Raw genomic sequence first — 14,497 nt, 5'->3', positions numbered from 1 at the left:
TTATTTCTCACTCTCCACCAGGCCACGCACAAAGGCACGCTGCATGACTAAAACCACCACCACCGGTGGGATCAGGGTTAATAACATTGCCGCCATCACTTCATTCCACTGCGTCGGACCGCCGCTGGTATTGATCATACTTCTCACCCCGGCCACGGCTGTGCCGAGGCTGGCATCATTGATGATCAGCAGCGGCCACAGATACTGGTTCCAGCCGTAGATGAAGGTAATGACAAACAGCGCGGCCAGATTGGTTTTCGACAGCGGCAACACGATGTCCCAGAAGAAGCGCAGTGGACTGGCACCGTCGATGCGTGCCGCTTCAATCAACTCATCCGGTAGCGACATAAAGAACTGGCGAAACAGGAAGGTGGCGGTGGCCGAGGCCATCAGCGGCAACGTCAGACCGCTGTAGCTGTCGAGCATATGCAGCGTCGCAATCACCTCCACCGTCGGGAAGATACGCACTTCCACCGGCAGCATCAGGGTGATGAAAATCAGCCAGAAAAACAGCGAGCGCAGCGGAAAGCGAAACCACACCAGCGCAAATGCCGACAGCATCGAGACGGCGATTTTGCCCACGGTGATACTCAGCGCCATCACCAGGCTGTTGAACAGCATCAGGCCAAACGCCGGGCCACTGCCGTTAACGCCCTGAGTCCAGATGCGCGCGATGTTGTCCCACAGGTGGGTGCCGGGGATCAGCGTCATCGGTACCTGATAGACCGCGTTGTTGTCCAGCGTTGCCGCGACAAAGGCGACATACAGCGGAAACAGGATCGTCAGTACGCCCAGCACCAGCAGCGTGTGGCTGAAGATATCCAGCCCGCGTCGGTTCTCAATCATTGGTATTGCACCTTACGCTCGACAAAGCGGAATTGCAGGATAGTGAGGCCAATCACCAGCAACATCAGCACCACCGATTGCGCTGCCGACGAGGAGAGATCCAGCCCGGTAAACCCTTCGCGATAAATTTTGTAGATAAGCGTGGTGGTCGCCTGTACCGGCCCACCGCCAGTGGCGGCATCGATCACCGGGAAGGTGTCGAAGAAGGCATAGACCAGGTTGACCACCAGCAGGAAGAAACTCACTGGGGTGATCAACGGCAGCGACAGGTTAAAGAAGCGCCGCACCGGCCCGGCACCGTCAATCGCCGCTGCTTCCACCAGCGATTTGGGGATCGATTGCAGCGCCGCAAAGAAAAACAGGAAGTTGTAGCTCATCTGCTGCCAGATCGATGCCAGCACGATCAGGAACATCGCCTGGCCGCTGTTTTGCGCGTAGTTCCAGTTGTAACCGATCTGGTTAAGGAGATGGCTGAACAGGCCGAGTCCGGGGTTAAACAGGAACATCCACAGCACTGCCGCGACCACCGGGGCCACCGCATACGGCAGCAGTAGCAAGGTTTGGTAGAGTTTTTTCAGCCGCACCACATAATCCACCAGCGCCGCCAGCAGCAGGGAAAACAACATGCCGCACACCGTGACCAGCGCGCTGAATTCAATGGTGGTCCAGAAAGAGGCCAGGTAGTACTCATCACTGAACAGCCGTCTGAAGTTATCCAGTCCAACAAAAGTGCTGGAGATACCAAAGGGATCAAGGCTTTGCAGTGAGTACCACAGCGCTTCACCGGCTGGCCACAGAAAGAAGATGGCGGTGATCACCAGCTGTGGCAGTACCAGAAGATAGGGCAACAAACGGGAGCGGAAAACCGGGCGTGATGATGAGGACATAACGGACTCGTTCAGGCAAAAAGATCGGGGCAGACACGCGGCCTGCCCCATTACGGCGGGTTACTTCACCTGCTGCTCAAAACGGCGCAGCAGTTCGTTTCCGCGTTTAACTGAGTTATCCAGCGCTGCCTGCGGCGATTGTTTGCCGGTCCACACGCTTTCCAGCTCCTCGTCCACGATGGTGCGAATCTGCGGCATATTGCCCAGACGCATCCCTTTGGTGAACGGCAGCGGATCTTTGTTCAGCATCTGGCGCGTCGCGATATCGGCACCCGGGTTCTTGTCGTAGAAGCCCTGCTGTTTGGTCAGCTCGTACGCTGCGGTGGTGATTGGCAGATAACCGGTTTTCTGGTGCCACTCGGCGGCGATTGCCGGTTGCGCCAGGAACTGCATAAACTCCGCCACACCTTTGTAAGTGTTGGCATCTTTGCCCTTCATCACCCACAGGCTGGCACCACCGATGATGGCATTCTGCGGTGCATTCGGCACGGTTGCGTCATACGGCATCATGCCGACACCAAAGTTGAATTTGGCGTAGTGTTTGATATCCGCCAGTGAACCGGAAGACGCGGTGGTGATGCCGCAATCGCCGTTGTAGAACTTCGCGGTGGATTCATCTTTACGGCCAAAGTAGGTGAAATCACCCTTCTTGTTCATGTCTTCCAGCATCTGGATATGACGAACCTGCACCGGCTTGTTGAACTCCAGCTCAGCGTCTGTACCGTCAAAACCGTTGTTTTTGGTCGCCACCGGCAAGCCGTGCCAGGCGCTGAAGTTTTCAATCTGAATCCAGCCCTGCCAGCCGCTGGCGTAACCGCAGGTCAGGCCCGCTTTACGCAGCGCATCGGCGTCTTTTGCCAGTTCCTGCCAGGTTTTTGGTGGCTGATCCGGGTTCAGACCGGCTTTTTTGAAGGCGTCTTTGTTGTAGTACAGCACCGGGGTGGAGCTGTTGAACGGCTGAGAGATTAAATGGCCGCTGGAATCGCTGTAGTAACCTGCGACAGTGGGGACGAACTGTTTTTCATCAAAGGCGATTCCGGCATCCTGGAACACCTGATGCACCGGCACAATGGCTTTGGACGCCATCATGGTGGCAGTACCCACTTCATACACCTGCAAAATGGCCGGTGCTTTACCGGTACGCACAGCGGCAATCCCCGCCGCCAGGCTTTGTTCATAGTTGCCTTTGTAGACCGGGACGATTTTGTAGTCTGGGTGAGCCTGGTTAAAACGTTGTGCCAGAGAATCAACTTCTTTGCCTAACTCGCCTTCCATAGAGTGCCAGAAAGGAATTTCGGTGGCAGCCAGTGCATGACCACTGAGCATCAGACCGAGCAGGGCACTCATCAGGCGGGGACGAAGCGTAAAAGCGGACATAATGTTTTCCTGTGCATGTAGGTACGCGCGAAATCACGCATTTTTTGTTCGCGAAGTAACATGACACGGGAAAATGACGGAAAAATAACAGGTTAATGACGGGAATGTGACAAGGCTGAGTGCAGCTTGTTGCCCTCATTCCGACCTTCTCCCGCAAGCGGGAGAAGGAGACGTGCAATATATAAGTTTGGCTCGATCGATTCCCTCTCCCGCTCGCGGGAGAGGGTTAGGGTGAGGGCACTCAGGCACCTAAATAGGCGCTTCTTACGGCCTCGTTGGACAACAGCGCTTCGCCAGTATCCTCCAGCACCACATGCCCGTTCTCCAGCACGTAGCCACGGTCGGCCAGTTTCAGCGCCTGGTTGGCGTTCTGCTCGACAAGGAAGATGGTCATCCCTTCTTTACGCAGTTGCTCGATGGTGTCGAAAATCTGCTGAATGATAATCGGTGCCAGGCCGAGCGATGGCTCGTCCAGCAACAGCAGACGCGGCTGGCTCATCAGCGCACGGCCAATCGCCAGCATCTGCTGCTCACCACCGGACATGGTACCGGCACGTTGCACCTTACGCTCCGCAAGACGCGGGAACAGATCATAGACGCGCTCAATACGCTCCTGATACTGGCTACGGCTGGCAAAGAAGCCCCCCATCGCCAGATTCTCTTCCACCGTCATGCGCGAAAACACCCGACGCCCTTCCGGGACAATGGCGATCGCCTCACGCATGATGCGTGCGGTTTGCCAATCGGTAATGGTTTTGCCATCAAACGTAATGGTGCCTGCGGTTGCACGCGGCTCGCCACACAGCGTACCGAGCAGCGTAGTTTTGCCTGCACCGTTGGCACCAATCAGGGTGACAATTTCGCCCTGATTGATATACAGGCTGACGTTATGCAGCGCCTGGATTTTACCGTAATGGGCGCTGACGTTTTCAATGGTTAACATTGGGTTGGCCATATTACGCCTCTCCTAAATAGGCACGGATCACGTCCGGGTTATTACGAATCTCTTCCGGCGTGCCGTTGGCCAGCGGCGTTCCCTGATTGACCACGTAAATACGGTCAGAAATGCCCATCACCAGCTTCATATCATGTTCGATCAACAACACCGACACCTTATGCGTACCGCGCAGTTCGGCAATCAGTTCGTCCAGTTCGTGCGTTTCTTTCGGGTTCAGACCGGCCGCCGGTTCATCCAGCATCAGGATTTCCGGGCGCGTGACCATACAGCGCGCGATCTCCAGACGACGTTGCTGACCATAAGCAAGGTTACCCGCCTGACGGTTCGCCAGCTCCAGCAGGCCGATACGCTCCAGCCAGGTGGCGGCGCGATCCAGTGCTTCGCTTTCGCCTTTGCGGAACGCCGGGGTTTTGAATAACCCGGAGAATACGCCGCTTTTCAGATGCTGATGTTGCGCCACCAGCAGGTTTTCAATCACCGTCATCTCACGAAACAGGCGCACATGCTGGAAGGTACGCACAATGCCCATCCGTGCAATTTTCTGCCCCGGTAAGCCGGCCAGATTTTGATCGCGCAGTTTGATGCTGCCGCCAGTGGGTTTGTAGAAACCGGTCAGGCAGTTGAACACCGTGGTTTTACCCGCGCCGTTTGGACCAATCAACGAAACGATTTCCTGCTCACGCAGTTCCAGCGCCACGTTGTTGACTGCCAGCAGGCCACCAAAACGCATCATCAGGCCTTCTACGGCTAATAAAGGCTGACTCATGCCTGCTCTCCTGCTTTACCCTGTTTCAGTTTCAGCTGCGGACGCTTCATCGGCAGCAGCCCCTGCGGTCGCCAAATCATCATCAGCACCATTAAGCCACCCAGTACCAGCATGCTGTATTCGTTGAGATCACGCATCAGCTCACGCGATACCACCAGCAACACGGCGGCGAGGATCACCGCAAACTGCGAGCCCATGCCCCCCAGCACCACAATCGCCAACACAAACGCCGACTCGACAAAGGTGAAGGATTCCGGGCTGACAAAGCCCTGGCGCGCAGCAAACAGCGTACCGGCAAAACCGGCAAAGGCCGCGCTGATGGTAAACGCCGTCAGCTTGATACGCGTCGGGCTAAGACCAAGAGAACGGCAGGCGATTTCATCTTCGCGCAACGCTTCCCAGGCACGGCCCAGCGGCATACGCAGCAGGCGGTTGATGATAATCAGCGTCAGCACTACCAGCAGCAGCGCCACCAGGTAGAGGAAAATCACGCGGTCATTGGGATCGTATTTCATGCCGAACACCTCGTGGAAGGTGCCCCAGCCGCCCTCGCTGACCTTGCGACCAAACTCCAGGCCGAAGAGGGTCGGTTTCGGGATCTGCGCGATACCGTTTGGACCGCCGGTAATCGAGGTGTTGTTCAGCAGCAGGATACGGACGATTTCGCCAAAGCCGAGGGTGACAATCGCCAGATAGTCACCACGCAGACGCAGCACCGGGAAACCGAGCAGTAAGCCAAACGCCCCGGCCACCAGACCCGCCAGCGGCAGGCTCTGCCAGAAGCCAAAACCGTAGTAGTGGTTCAGCAAGGCGAAGGTATAGGCACCGATGGCATAGAAGCCGCCGTAGCCCAGCACCAGCAGGCCCGACAAGCCCACCACCACGTTAAGGCCGAGGCCCAACATCACGTAGATCAGCGTCAGGGTGGCGATATCCACGCTACCGCGCGAAACCAGGAACGGCCAGATCACCGCAGCCACGATCATCAACACCATCACCAGCTTCTGCTTCGGCGTTGAACCATCAAAGCCCGGCAGCACCAGGCCATTGCCGCTGCGTTTGAATTTGCCGTGGAATAACGGACGCAGCAACTGGAACAGGAATACCACGCCGCAACCGACAAAAATCCAGTTCCAGCGCACCGTTCCGGCGTTGGATACCACCAGTTTGGTGCCATCAAGATCAAGGCGCATACCCATAAAGAAGGTGGCAAGCACCAGCAACATCACCGTAGAGATAACGGCGTTAACCAGTCCGAGGCGCTTCATACTTTTTCCACCTCCGGACGGCCAAGGATGCCGGTTGGCATCACCAGCAGCACGACAATCAGCAACGCAAAGGAGACCACGTCTTTATATTCGGTAGAGAGATAGGCCGAGGTCAATGCTTCGGCAATGCCCAGCACCAGACCACCGATCATCGCCCCCGGAATGCTGCCGATCCCGCCCAGTACTGCGGCAGTGAAGGCTTTCATCCCGGCCATAAAGCCGATAAACGGGTTGATGGAACCGTAGAACTGCCCCAGCAGTACGCCAGCCACTGCCGCCATCGCCGCACCAATCACAAAGGTCAGTGAAATCACGCGATCGGTATTGATACCCAGCAGGCTGGCCATTTTCAGGTCTTCTGCACAGGCACGGCAGGCGCGCCCCATACGTGAATAACGGATAAATACCGTCAGTGCCAACATGGCGATAAAGGTCACAACCCAAATCATCAACTGCATGGTGGAGAGCGTGGCGGCAAAACCGTTGCTTTCACCCAAGGTCCATTGCCCGGTGATCAAGCTCGGCAGCGCGAGATCGCGCGAACCTTGCGTCAGGCTGACGTAGTTTTGCAGGAAGATCGACATCCCGATGGCGGAGATCAGCGCGATCAGGCGCTTGGAGGAACGCACCGGCTTATACGCCACACGTTCGATACTCCAGCCGTAGGCGCTGGAGATAATGATCGCCATGACAAAACCGGCGGCAATCATCAGCCAGGTGGTGTCGATGCCCATCATCATTAGCGCGGCGATGACGATAAAGGAGACATAGCTACCGATCATGTACACCTCGCCGTGGGCGAAGTTGATCATACCGATAATGCCGTAAACCATCGTGTACCCAATGGCGATCAGCGCGTAGGTGCTGCCCAGGGTCACTCCGTTGAACATCTGCTGGAGGAAATAGAGGAACTGCTCGGACATAACAAGTACCTTAGAAACACGTCCGTGATGGTAAATCGTTACCGCGACTGGCGGTAAATTAACCGGTTTGATTAAGGGCGGCCTGAAGGCCGCCCCTGCGATCGTGCTGGATGCAACGATTACTTGATCGCGGTTGATGAGCCGTCTTTATGCCATTTGAAGATGCCGAATTCGAAGCCTTTCAGGTCACCTTTCTGGTCCCAGCTCAGGTTGCCCATCACGGTCGGAACCGGTGCGCCTTCTTTCAGGTTCTTGGCGATCGCATCAGGCTCGTCGCTCTTGCTGCGCTCGATACCGGCCACCAGCGACTGAATCGCGGCATAGGTGGTCCAGACGAACGGACCGGTCGGATCTTTGCGGTTCGGTGCGGTGTTGGCTTTGATGGCGTCAACAATCGCTTTGTTGTCCGGCAGCTGGTCATAACGCTTCGGCAGGGTCACGTACAGACCTTCAGATGCATCACCAGCAATGTTAGACAGTGAGGCGTTGCCCACCCCTTCCGGTCCCATAAAGCCCGCGTTCAGGCCTGCGGCTTTTGCCTGGCGCAGAATCTGACCCAGCTCCGGGTAGTAACCACCGTAGTAAACGAAGTCGACGTTGTCTTTCTTCAGACGCGCAATCAGGGTGGAGAAATCTTTATCGCCAGCGGTGATACCTTCGAACAGCACCACGTTGCCGCCTTTGGCTTTCAGGGTTTTCTGCACCGACTCCGCCAGACCCTGGCCGTATTGCTGCTTGTCATGCACCACAGCGATACGTTTTGGTTTGATGGTATCGAGGATGTAGTTTGCCGCCGTCGGGCCCTGATCGGAGTCGAGGCCGGTGGTGCGCATCACGTCAGCATAACCACGCGCGGTCAGTTCCGGTGCGGTCGCTGCCGGGGTGATCATCAGCACGCCTTCGTCGTTATAGATGTCAGACGCTGGCTGGGTAGAAGAGGAGCAGAGGTGACCGATAACGTATTTGATGCCATCGTTCACGACTTTGTTGGCAACCGCTACCGCTTGTTTCGGGTCGCAGGCATCGTCATATTCCACGCCAACCAGTTTATCGCCGTTGACACCGCCTTTGGCATTGATGTCTTTAATGGCCTGTGCCGCACCGGTAAATTGCATGTCGCCGTATTGGGCTACCGGACCGGTTGCTGCGCCGACGATGGCAATTTTGATGTCTTTTGCCAGCGCCGCATGGCTCATCGCCAGCGCTACGCAGCCCGCCAATAATGCGCGTCCTTTACTCATTTTCATGCGAACTTCCCCATCTGTTGTGTCGTGTCTGTTGTGAGTTGGATTATTTTCTGCCAGTGAAAGAGGAAAACTGATTCTGGAATAATGAGTTAGCGCACTTTTCTGGCATTTATTGGTAATAAGGCTTTATTTTTCAGGTTATTAAACAGGAAGTTTCTTCTGTAAATCAACTGACATATTCAGTTATAGCTGGGTTGAACAGCAGAATCGTCTGGTTGTTATGGCCGTATTTTCGCCGACTTGCCAGCTAATTATGCTGGCTATTTAACCAACCATCACTCTGTTCAACTATCATCCTGGCAAACAGGCTGTTGTTTGACCTATTTTCATCAAAAAAAAGTGACAGCGCTCTGACTGTCTAAATTCGCTACACTATGCCCTTTGCACTAGTACAGGTACGGGGAATGAAGCTCACTATTCAGCGCTTAACATCGTTGACGACGCAGGATCGAATCGACCTGACCAAAGTCTGGCCGGAAATCGATATTTCACAGCTGGAAGCCCAGCTGAGCGAGACGCAGCGGATGTATGCCGCGCGCTTTAATGATCGTCTGCTGGCGGCACTGCAACTGACCATTCAGGGCGCGCAGGGAAAAATTACCCAGCTTCAGGTGCGGGAAGTGACGCGTCGTCGCGGCGTGGGGAAATATTTGCTGGAGGAGACGCTGGCGCAGAACAGCGCGCTGGCTGAGTGGTGGGTGGCCGATGACGGCGCTGATGAACAGGACGTTCGTGCTGCGTTTATGCAGGCTTGCGGCTTTCGCGCGCAGGGTGATGGCTGGACACGATAAAAACGTAGCGGCGCGATTTCTCGCGCCGCTACAGGTTATGTGCTTTATCAGGCTTCAATCGCCATACGTAATTTCTTCATGGCGTTCTTTTCCAGCTGGCGTACACGCTCTGCGGAAACGCCGTATTGGTCGGCCAGTTCCTGCAAGGTGGTTTTGTTCTCTTCATCCAGCCAGCGCGCACGGATGATGTGCTGACTACGCTCGTCCAGGCCCTGCATCGCGTCGGTCAGTTTATCGGCGGCGTGTGCATCCCAGTTGTCCTCTTCAATGCCATCAGCAAAGTCAGACGTTTTATCCTGGAGATACAGCACCGGGGCCATGGTTTTGCTTTCGCCGTTTTCGTCGTCAGACGACATGTCGAAAGTCATATCCTGTGCCGCCATGCGCGATTCCATTTCACGCACATCTTTGCTGCTCACGCCCAGCTCGCGCGCTACCATCTCGACTTCGTCCTGGTTAAACCAGCCCAGACGCTGCTTGGTTTTACGCAGGTTAAAGAACAGCTTACGCTGCGCTTTAGTGGTAGCGACCTTCACAATACGCCAGTTACGCAGCACGTATTCGTGAATCTCAGCTTTAATCCAGTGCACGGCAAACGACACCAGACGCACACCCACTTCAGGATTGAAGCGACGCACCGCCTTCATCAGGCCGATGTTCCCTTCCTGAATCAGGTCTGCCTGTGGCAAGCCGTAACCGGAATAGTTACGAGCGATATGAACAACAAAGCGCAGATGAGACAGGATCAGCGTCTTAGCCGCATCCAGATCGCCCTGGTAATGCAGCCGTTCAGCCAGCGCTTTTTCCTCTTCTGCCGACAGCATCGGCCAGACGTTGGCAGCCCGAATATACGATTCCAGGTTACCAAGAGGAGCAATAGCTAAAGTTTGCATTTCTTTGGTCATTCAAACCCTCACAAATTCAGTGGAATATTGCTGCACGTTCCCATGAGCAGACGATACATTAAGTCAACGTCGCCGGAAATCCGAAAGCAATCTGTGCTACCCGAACTTAGAGATCAAAGTTATCCACAAGTTCCATCGTAACAGTGAATATTTTACACACAGATGACAGGAAGGGAAGCGGAGAAAAAATCCTCTGCGCCCGATTGTCGGCAGCAGAGGACTATTATACCAAAAAAATGTGTCAGGCGTTTACTGGGGCGTAAATCGGCGTAAATGTTGTACCGTTGCCAGCCAGGCAGCGATCCAGCCGATGATGGCAGCAATTAACAACAGCAGCAGCGCTTCATCCCAGGAAAATCCTTCCAGATCAAAGCTGGTGCCGAATACCTGCGCCACCTGCGCGACCACCGATTGCAGACGCAGTACCAGCACTTCAGACAAAATCAGCGATAACACCGCGCCACTTAAACCCAACATCGCCCCGCCATACAGGAACGGGCGCAGGATAAAGCCGTCAGTCGCACCCAGCAATTTCTGAACGTTAATGGTATCGCGGCGCGCAAAGATGCTGAGACGCACGCTGTTGCCAATCACCAGGAATACCGCGATAACCATTAACAGACCAATGATCTCAGCAATTTGCCCTACCAGCCCGGACAACGCCGCCAGACGGGCAAACCAACTGTCATCCATGCGCACTTCATCGACGCCCTGCACTTTGGACACCCGATCACGCAGGCTCGCCAGTGTATCGGCGCTCTGGAAATTCAGATTCGGCGTGATAATCGCCACAGCTGGCAACGGATTCTGCTCCAGCATATCCATCGCGCCGCCAAAACCGGACCAGTTGCGGAATTCGTTCAGCGCCTCTTCCCGCGTCAGATAGTCTACGTTCTTCACGCCGTCCAACTGCTTCAGCTGCGCGGTGACGTTTTCCGCCGCGGTGTCATCCAGCGTTTTGGAGAGATACACTGTCAGCTGCGGAGCCGGATACCACTGGGTTGCCGCCTGGCTGACGTTTTTCCACACCATATAGCAAACGCTCGGCAGCGTCAGCGAGATGGCAATCACCATTACCGTCAGCAACGTCGCCAACGGCTGACGCCACATATCAGACAGCGTGCCGCGCAGCGCATAGCGCCACTGCTCCTGCCAGCCGCCCTTCAGCGCTTTGCTTTTTGAAGGCTGTTTCGCTTTCGGCGCCGGTGTGCGCTTATTGCGTTTATTGACCATCATGGCCTCCGTGCAGGCGTCCCTGATTAAGCGTCATCATGCGATAGTTACGACGGGCAATCAGGCCCATATCATGGGTAGCCATCAGCACCGTTACACCAACGCGGTTGAACTCTTCAAACAGGCGCAGTATATCTTCCGACAACGCTTCATCAAGGTTACCGGTCGGTTCATCCGCCAGCAGTACGGCGGGTTTATTCACCACCGCGCGCGCAATGCCGACGCGCTGCTGTTCACCACCAGAGAGCTGAATCGGGAAACTTTTCGCTTTGTCGAGCAGGCCCACTTTATCCAGTGCCGCAGAGACGCGACGACGAATATCCTCACCGCTGGCTCCCGAGATGATCAGCGGGATCGCCACGTTGTCATACACCGAACGGTCCATCAGCAGATGGTGATCCTGGAAGATCATGCCAATCTGACGACGCAAAAAAGGCACTTCGCTATTCCGCAGCCGGGAGATGTCGTGCCCACTGAACCAGATTTTCCCGGCGCTCGGGCGCTCAATACCACAAATCAGCTTCAGTAAGGTACTTTTCCCCGCGCCAGAGTGGCCGGTCAGAAACGCCATTTCACCGGGGCGCAGATGAAAATCCACCCCCTGGAGCGCCTGACGTCCGCCCAGATATGCCTTACTGACCTCTTCAAAGCGAATCATCCCAATTAGTCCTCTCGGGCAAACAGTGCCTCAATAAAGTCTGCGGCCTTAAACGGCCGTAAATCCTCGATGCCTTCCCCGACACCGATATAACGAATCGGAATGCCAAACTGATCGGCAACCGAGAAGATCACACCACCTTTCGCAGTGCCATCCAGTTTTGTCAGGGTGATGCCAGTCAGGCCCACCGCTTCATGGAACAGTTTCGCCTGGCTGATGGCGTTCTGCCCGGTGCTGGCGTCAATGGTCAGCATCACTTCATGCGGCGCATCTTCATCCAGTTTCTTCATCACGCGGGTGATTTTCTTTAACTCTTCCATCAGGTGCGATTTGTTTTGCAGACGTCCGGCGGTATCGGCGATCAACACATCGACATTACGCGCTTTCGCCGCCTGAATGGCGTCAAAGATCACGGATGCGGAATCCGCACCGGTGTGCTGGGCAATAACCGGGATGTTGTTGCGCTGACCCCAGACCTGCAACTGCTCAACCGCAGCCGCACGGAAGGTATCGCCCGCCGCCAGCATCACGGATTTGCCTTCGGCCTGATACTGGCGCGCCAGCTTGCCGATAGTGGTGGTTTTACCAACGCCGTTGACCCCAACCATCAGGATGACAAACGGCGTTTTGCCTGATACATCCAGCGGAGCATCGACTTTATCGAGAATTCCGGCCATTTCCGCTTTCAGCAAACCATACAGCGCTTCGGCATCCCGTAGTTGTTTACGGTCTGCCTGCTGCGTCAGATTGGTGATGATGCGGCGCGTGGTTTCAACACCAACGTCAGCAATCAACAGCTGCTCTTCCAGTTCCTCAAACAAATCGTCATCGATTTTCTTGCCACGGAACAGGCTGATGAACCCGGAACCAAGATTAGCGCGCGTTTTTACCAGGCTACGTTTCAGACGGGCAAAGAAGCCCTCTTTGGTTGGACGTTCCTGCTCCTGCGCCACCAACGGCGCAGCGGCCAGCGGCAGATCGCTGACGGTATCCTGCGCGACTTCCGGCTCGACTTCGGGTTCCGCTTCTGGCGCTTCTTCCGCCAGCGCCAGCGCTTCGAGTTCTTCATCGCTCAGCGCGGTGTCTTCTTCGTCCTGCTCGACCTCGGCAACCGGCTCAACTTCAGGTGGCTGCTGGGTTTCTGGCAGGACTTCTTCGGCGACGACAACGTCCGGCGCTTCAGCCGGCTGCTCTGCCACCTGCTCGGTGACGGCAACGGTTTCTTCCGCCTGCGCTTCGGCGCGATCTAACGCGCTCTCTTCAACGGCTGGCTCCTGCGCCACCTCAGCGGGTTGTTGCTGCTCTTCGGCAGGCTGTTGCGTCTCTTCTTCTTTGCCAAAGCCCAGCCAGGAAAAAAAGCCGCGTTTTTTCTCTTTTGCCATTGTGTAACCACACTCCTCGATGGCTTATTCCCGGTAGCACGCTGTTCCCAGGGGATAAAAAATTCAATTTGAAGGCTTTAGCCGCGTAAAAATCAGTGAATTACACGCGCCATACCAACTCACTAGTCTAACACTTTCCAGCCAGCGCACCACAGCACCCTTTTTTACGTTTCTTCTGCCTTCCACGCCCGTTAAACTACGCAACAAATTATGACGAGTTGTGAGCAAAATGAGTAAATCCCCCCGCAGCAGCGGCGCTGCTGGTCAGATCCGCATCATTGGCGGTCAATGGCGCGGCCGTAAATTGCCGGTGCCCGACAGCGCGGGCCTGCGCCCGACCACCGACCGGGTACGCGAAACCTTGTTTAACTGGCTAGCCCCGGACATTCAGCAGGCACGCTGCCTGGATTGCTTTGCTGGCAGCGGTGCGCTCGGTTTGGAAGCGCTGTCGCGCTTTGCCGGCTCTGCCACCCTGTTGGAGCTGGAGCGCCCGGTGGCACAACAATTGACGCAAAATCTGCAAACGCTGCGCGCCAGCAATGGCAAAGTGATACAGACCAATACGCTACAATGGCTGAGTCAGACGGGTGAGCCCTTTGATGTGGTGTTTGTCGATCCGCCATTCCGTAAGGGATTGTTGCAGGAGACGCTGACGCTGCTGGAGCAAAACGGTTGGCTGGCAGCCGAAGCGCTGATTTATGTCGAAAGTGAGGTGGAGCATGGCGCCCCTCCGGTTCCCGCCTGCTGGGATCTGTATCGTGAGAAAATTGCCGGCCAGGTCGCTTATCGTTTATATCAACGCCAACAAGGAGATGTGTGATGTGGCTTAATCTGGGACGTTTATTAATGATCTGCGTCTGGGCCTTTTTGCTGTTAAATCTGGTCCAGCCATTTCCAACGCCGCTGCGCTATTTCGTGCATGTGGCGCTGTTCTTTATGATCATCATGCACGGTTTGCAGCTGGTGTTGCTGCGCGCCACGCAGCCGAAGGAAGCGCCCAAGCTGGGACGCGCCACACAATTAAAGATTTTCTTCTTTGGCGTGTTTGAACTGCTGGCGTGGCAGAAAAAACATTATCCGAAAGGATAATGTTTCTTACGTAGCTACCGTCTTGAACGTCAAGCGGTAGCTGCGTAATTTTCATCCCACTTCATCCGCGTTTTCAGCACCCCGAAGCACTGATGAACCAGCTTGCGCATCACCGCTCCAAGCGCAGCCTTGCTGGCTTTGCCCTTCGCGATTAGCCTCTGGTACAG

At 55.5% G+C, this 14,497-nt stretch carries 15 protein-coding genes and 1 pseudogene; 3 read left to right on the top strand and 13 right to left on the bottom strand.

The window, feature by feature from the left end; all coding sequences use genetic code 11:
* From ugpE to L579_RS09590, 8 genes are all read right to left on the bottom strand, one after another.
* Positions 1-846: a sn-glycerol-3-phosphate ABC transporter permease UgpE gene (gene ugpE, locus L579_RS09625; protein ID WP_021184057.1), complete on the bottom strand. Its 846-nt coding sequence runs from the start codon at positions 844-846 to the stop codon at positions 1-3.
* Complete coding sequence (gene ugpA / locus L579_RS09620) at positions 843-1,733, bottom strand: sn-glycerol-3-phosphate ABC transporter permease UgpA (protein ID WP_021184056.1); 891 nt, start codon at positions 1,731-1,733, stop codon at positions 843-845. The genes ugpE and ugpA overlap by 4 nt, the downstream gene beginning before the upstream one ends.
* A 60-nt stretch (positions 1,734-1,793) precedes the next feature.
* On the bottom strand, positions 1,794-3,110 hold the full coding sequence (gene ugpB, locus L579_RS09615) for a sn-glycerol-3-phosphate ABC transporter substrate-binding protein UgpB (protein WP_021184055.1): 1,317 nt from the start codon (positions 3,108-3,110) through the stop codon (positions 1,794-1,796).
* 241 nt (positions 3,111-3,351) lie between these two features.
* Positions 3,352-4,065 carry a high-affinity branched-chain amino acid ABC transporter ATP-binding protein LivF gene (livF, locus tag L579_RS09610; protein WP_021184054.1) on the bottom strand — a complete coding sequence of 238 codons (714 nt, stop codon included), beginning with the start codon at positions 4,063-4,065 and terminating at the stop codon, positions 3,352-3,354.
* Position 4,066: 1 nt separating this feature from the next.
* On the bottom strand, positions 4,067-4,834 hold the full coding sequence (livG, locus tag L579_RS09605; RefSeq protein ID WP_013507459.1) for a high-affinity branched-chain amino acid ABC transporter ATP-binding protein LivG: 768 nt from the start codon (positions 4,832-4,834) through the stop codon (positions 4,067-4,069).
* Entirely contained in the window at positions 4,831-6,102 is a 1,272-nt protein-coding gene (locus L579_RS09600) for a high-affinity branched-chain amino acid ABC transporter permease LivM (protein ID WP_021184053.1), read from the bottom strand. Before L579_RS09600 ends, livG begins: the two co-directional genes overlap by 4 nt.
* Positions 6,099-7,025, bottom strand: a complete 927-nt coding sequence (gene livH, locus L579_RS09595; protein WP_013507457.1) for a high-affinity branched-chain amino acid ABC transporter permease LivH — start codon at positions 7,023-7,025, stop codon at positions 6,099-6,101. The genes L579_RS09600 and livH overlap by 4 nt, the downstream gene beginning before the upstream one ends.
* A 119-nt stretch (positions 7,026-7,144) precedes the next feature.
* Positions 7,145-8,272 (bottom strand): branched-chain amino acid ABC transporter substrate-binding protein, encoded by a 1,128-nt coding sequence (locus L579_RS09590; RefSeq protein WP_021184052.1) that lies wholly within the window; start codon positions 8,270-8,272, stop codon positions 7,145-7,147.
* 404 nt (positions 8,273-8,676) lie between these two features.
* Here L579_RS09590 and panM point away from each other — a divergent pair, with 404 nt between their 5' ends.
* Complete coding sequence (gene panM / locus L579_RS09585) at positions 8,677-9,063, top strand: aspartate 1-decarboxylase autocleavage activator PanM (RefSeq protein WP_021184051.1); 387 nt, start codon at positions 8,677-8,679, stop codon at positions 9,061-9,063.
* A 47-nt stretch (positions 9,064-9,110) separates the two neighbouring features.
* Here panM and rpoH read toward each other — a convergent pair whose 3' ends face one another.
* The 4 genes from rpoH to ftsY form a co-directional block, all read right to left on the bottom strand.
* Complete coding sequence (rpoH, locus tag L579_RS09580) at positions 9,111-9,968, bottom strand: RNA polymerase sigma factor RpoH (RefSeq protein WP_021184050.1); 858 nt, start codon at positions 9,966-9,968, stop codon at positions 9,111-9,113.
* 249 nt (positions 9,969-10,217) lie between these two features.
* Complete coding sequence (ftsX, locus tag L579_RS09575) at positions 10,218-11,201, bottom strand: permease-like cell division protein FtsX (RefSeq protein WP_021184049.1); 984 nt, start codon at positions 11,199-11,201, stop codon at positions 10,218-10,220.
* Positions 11,191-11,859: a cell division ATP-binding protein FtsE gene (ftsE, locus tag L579_RS09570; protein WP_013507452.1), complete on the bottom strand. Its 669-nt coding sequence runs from the start codon at positions 11,857-11,859 to the stop codon at positions 11,191-11,193. The genes ftsX and ftsE overlap by 11 nt, the downstream gene beginning before the upstream one ends.
* Positions 11,860-11,864: 5 nt before the next feature.
* The gene (gene ftsY / locus L579_RS09565; RefSeq protein ID WP_021184048.1) at positions 11,865-13,241 is read right to left on the bottom strand and encodes a signal recognition particle-docking protein FtsY; all 1,377 of its coding nucleotides are present in this window, start codon (positions 13,239-13,241) and stop codon (positions 11,865-11,867) included.
* Positions 13,242-13,470: 229 nt separating this feature from the next.
* On the opposite strand from ftsY, the gene rsmD reads away from it, so the two are divergent.
* On the top strand, positions 13,471-14,061 hold the full coding sequence (rsmD, locus tag L579_RS09560) for a 16S rRNA (guanine(966)-N(2))-methyltransferase (RefSeq protein ID WP_036626284.1): 591 nt from the start codon (positions 13,471-13,473) through the stop codon (positions 14,059-14,061).
* Positions 14,061-14,330 (top strand): DUF1145 family protein, encoded by a 270-nt coding sequence (locus L579_RS09555; protein WP_021184046.1) that lies wholly within the window; start codon positions 14,061-14,063, stop codon positions 14,328-14,330. The genes rsmD and L579_RS09555 overlap by 1 nt, the downstream gene beginning before the upstream one ends.
* A gap of 29 nt (positions 14,331-14,359) precedes the next feature.
* On the opposite strand, the pseudogene L579_RS24165 reads toward L579_RS09555, so the two are convergent.
* Positions 14,360-14,497, bottom strand: a pseudogene (locus L579_RS24165) (IS110 family transposase); the annotation flags it as partial.

Origin of the sequence: Pantoea sp. AS-PWVM4, assembly GCF_000468095.1 — a bacterium.
GTDB lineage: Bacteria > Pseudomonadota > Gammaproteobacteria > Enterobacterales > Enterobacteriaceae > Pantoea > Pantoea phytobeneficialis.
This window is presented reverse-complemented; position numbering and strand designations above follow the sequence as displayed.

What these genes read in the sequence shown, in the direction of transcription:
- rpoH (WP_021184050.1), bottom strand. Translation starts at nt 9,968, where the DNA reads ATGACCAAAGAAATGCAAACTTTAGCTATTGCTCCTCTTGGTAACCTG.
- panM (WP_021184051.1), top strand. Translation starts at nt 8,677, where the DNA reads ATGAAGCTCACTATTCAGCGCTTAACATCGTTGACGACGCAGGATCGA.
- ugpE (WP_021184057.1), bottom strand. Translation starts at nt 846, where the DNA reads ATGATTGAGAACCGACGCGGGCTGGATATCTTCAGCCACACGCTGCTG.
- livH (WP_013507457.1), bottom strand. Translation starts at nt 7,025, where the DNA reads ATGTCCGAGCAGTTCCTCTATTTCCTCCAGCAGATGTTCAACGGAGTG.
- ugpA (WP_021184056.1), bottom strand. Translation starts at nt 1,733, where the DNA reads ATGTCCTCATCATCACGCCCGGTTTTCCGCTCCCGTTTGTTGCCCTAT.
- ftsE (WP_013507452.1), bottom strand. Translation starts at nt 11,859, where the DNA reads ATGATTCGCTTTGAAGAGGTCAGTAAGGCATATCTGGGCGGACGTCAG.
- livF (WP_021184054.1), bottom strand. Translation starts at nt 4,065, where the DNA reads ATGGCCAACCCAATGTTAACCATTGAAAACGTCAGCGCCCATTACGGT.
- L579_RS09600 (WP_021184053.1), bottom strand. Translation starts at nt 6,102, where the DNA reads ATGAAGCGCCTCGGACTGGTTAACGCCGTTATCTCTACGGTGATGTTG.
- ftsY (WP_021184048.1), bottom strand. Translation starts at nt 13,241, where the DNA reads ATGGCAAAAGAGAAAAAACGCGGCTTTTTTTCCTGGCTGGGCTTTGGC.
- L579_RS09555 (WP_021184046.1), top strand. Translation starts at nt 14,061, where the DNA reads ATGTGGCTTAATCTGGGACGTTTATTAATGATCTGCGTCTGGGCCTTT.
- ugpB (WP_021184055.1), bottom strand. Translation starts at nt 3,110, where the DNA reads ATGTCCGCTTTTACGCTTCGTCCCCGCCTGATGAGTGCCCTGCTCGGT.
- rsmD (WP_036626284.1), top strand. Translation starts at nt 13,471, where the DNA reads ATGAGTAAATCCCCCCGCAGCAGCGGCGCTGCTGGTCAGATCCGCATC.
- L579_RS09590 (WP_021184052.1), bottom strand. Translation starts at nt 8,272, where the DNA reads ATGAAAATGAGTAAAGGACGCGCATTATTGGCGGGCTGCGTAGCGCTG.
- livG (WP_013507459.1), bottom strand. Translation starts at nt 4,834, where the DNA reads ATGAGTCAGCCTTTATTAGCCGTAGAAGGCCTGATGATGCGTTTTGGT.
- ftsX (WP_021184049.1), bottom strand. Translation starts at nt 11,201, where the DNA reads ATGGTCAATAAACGCAATAAGCGCACACCGGCGCCGAAAGCGAAACAG.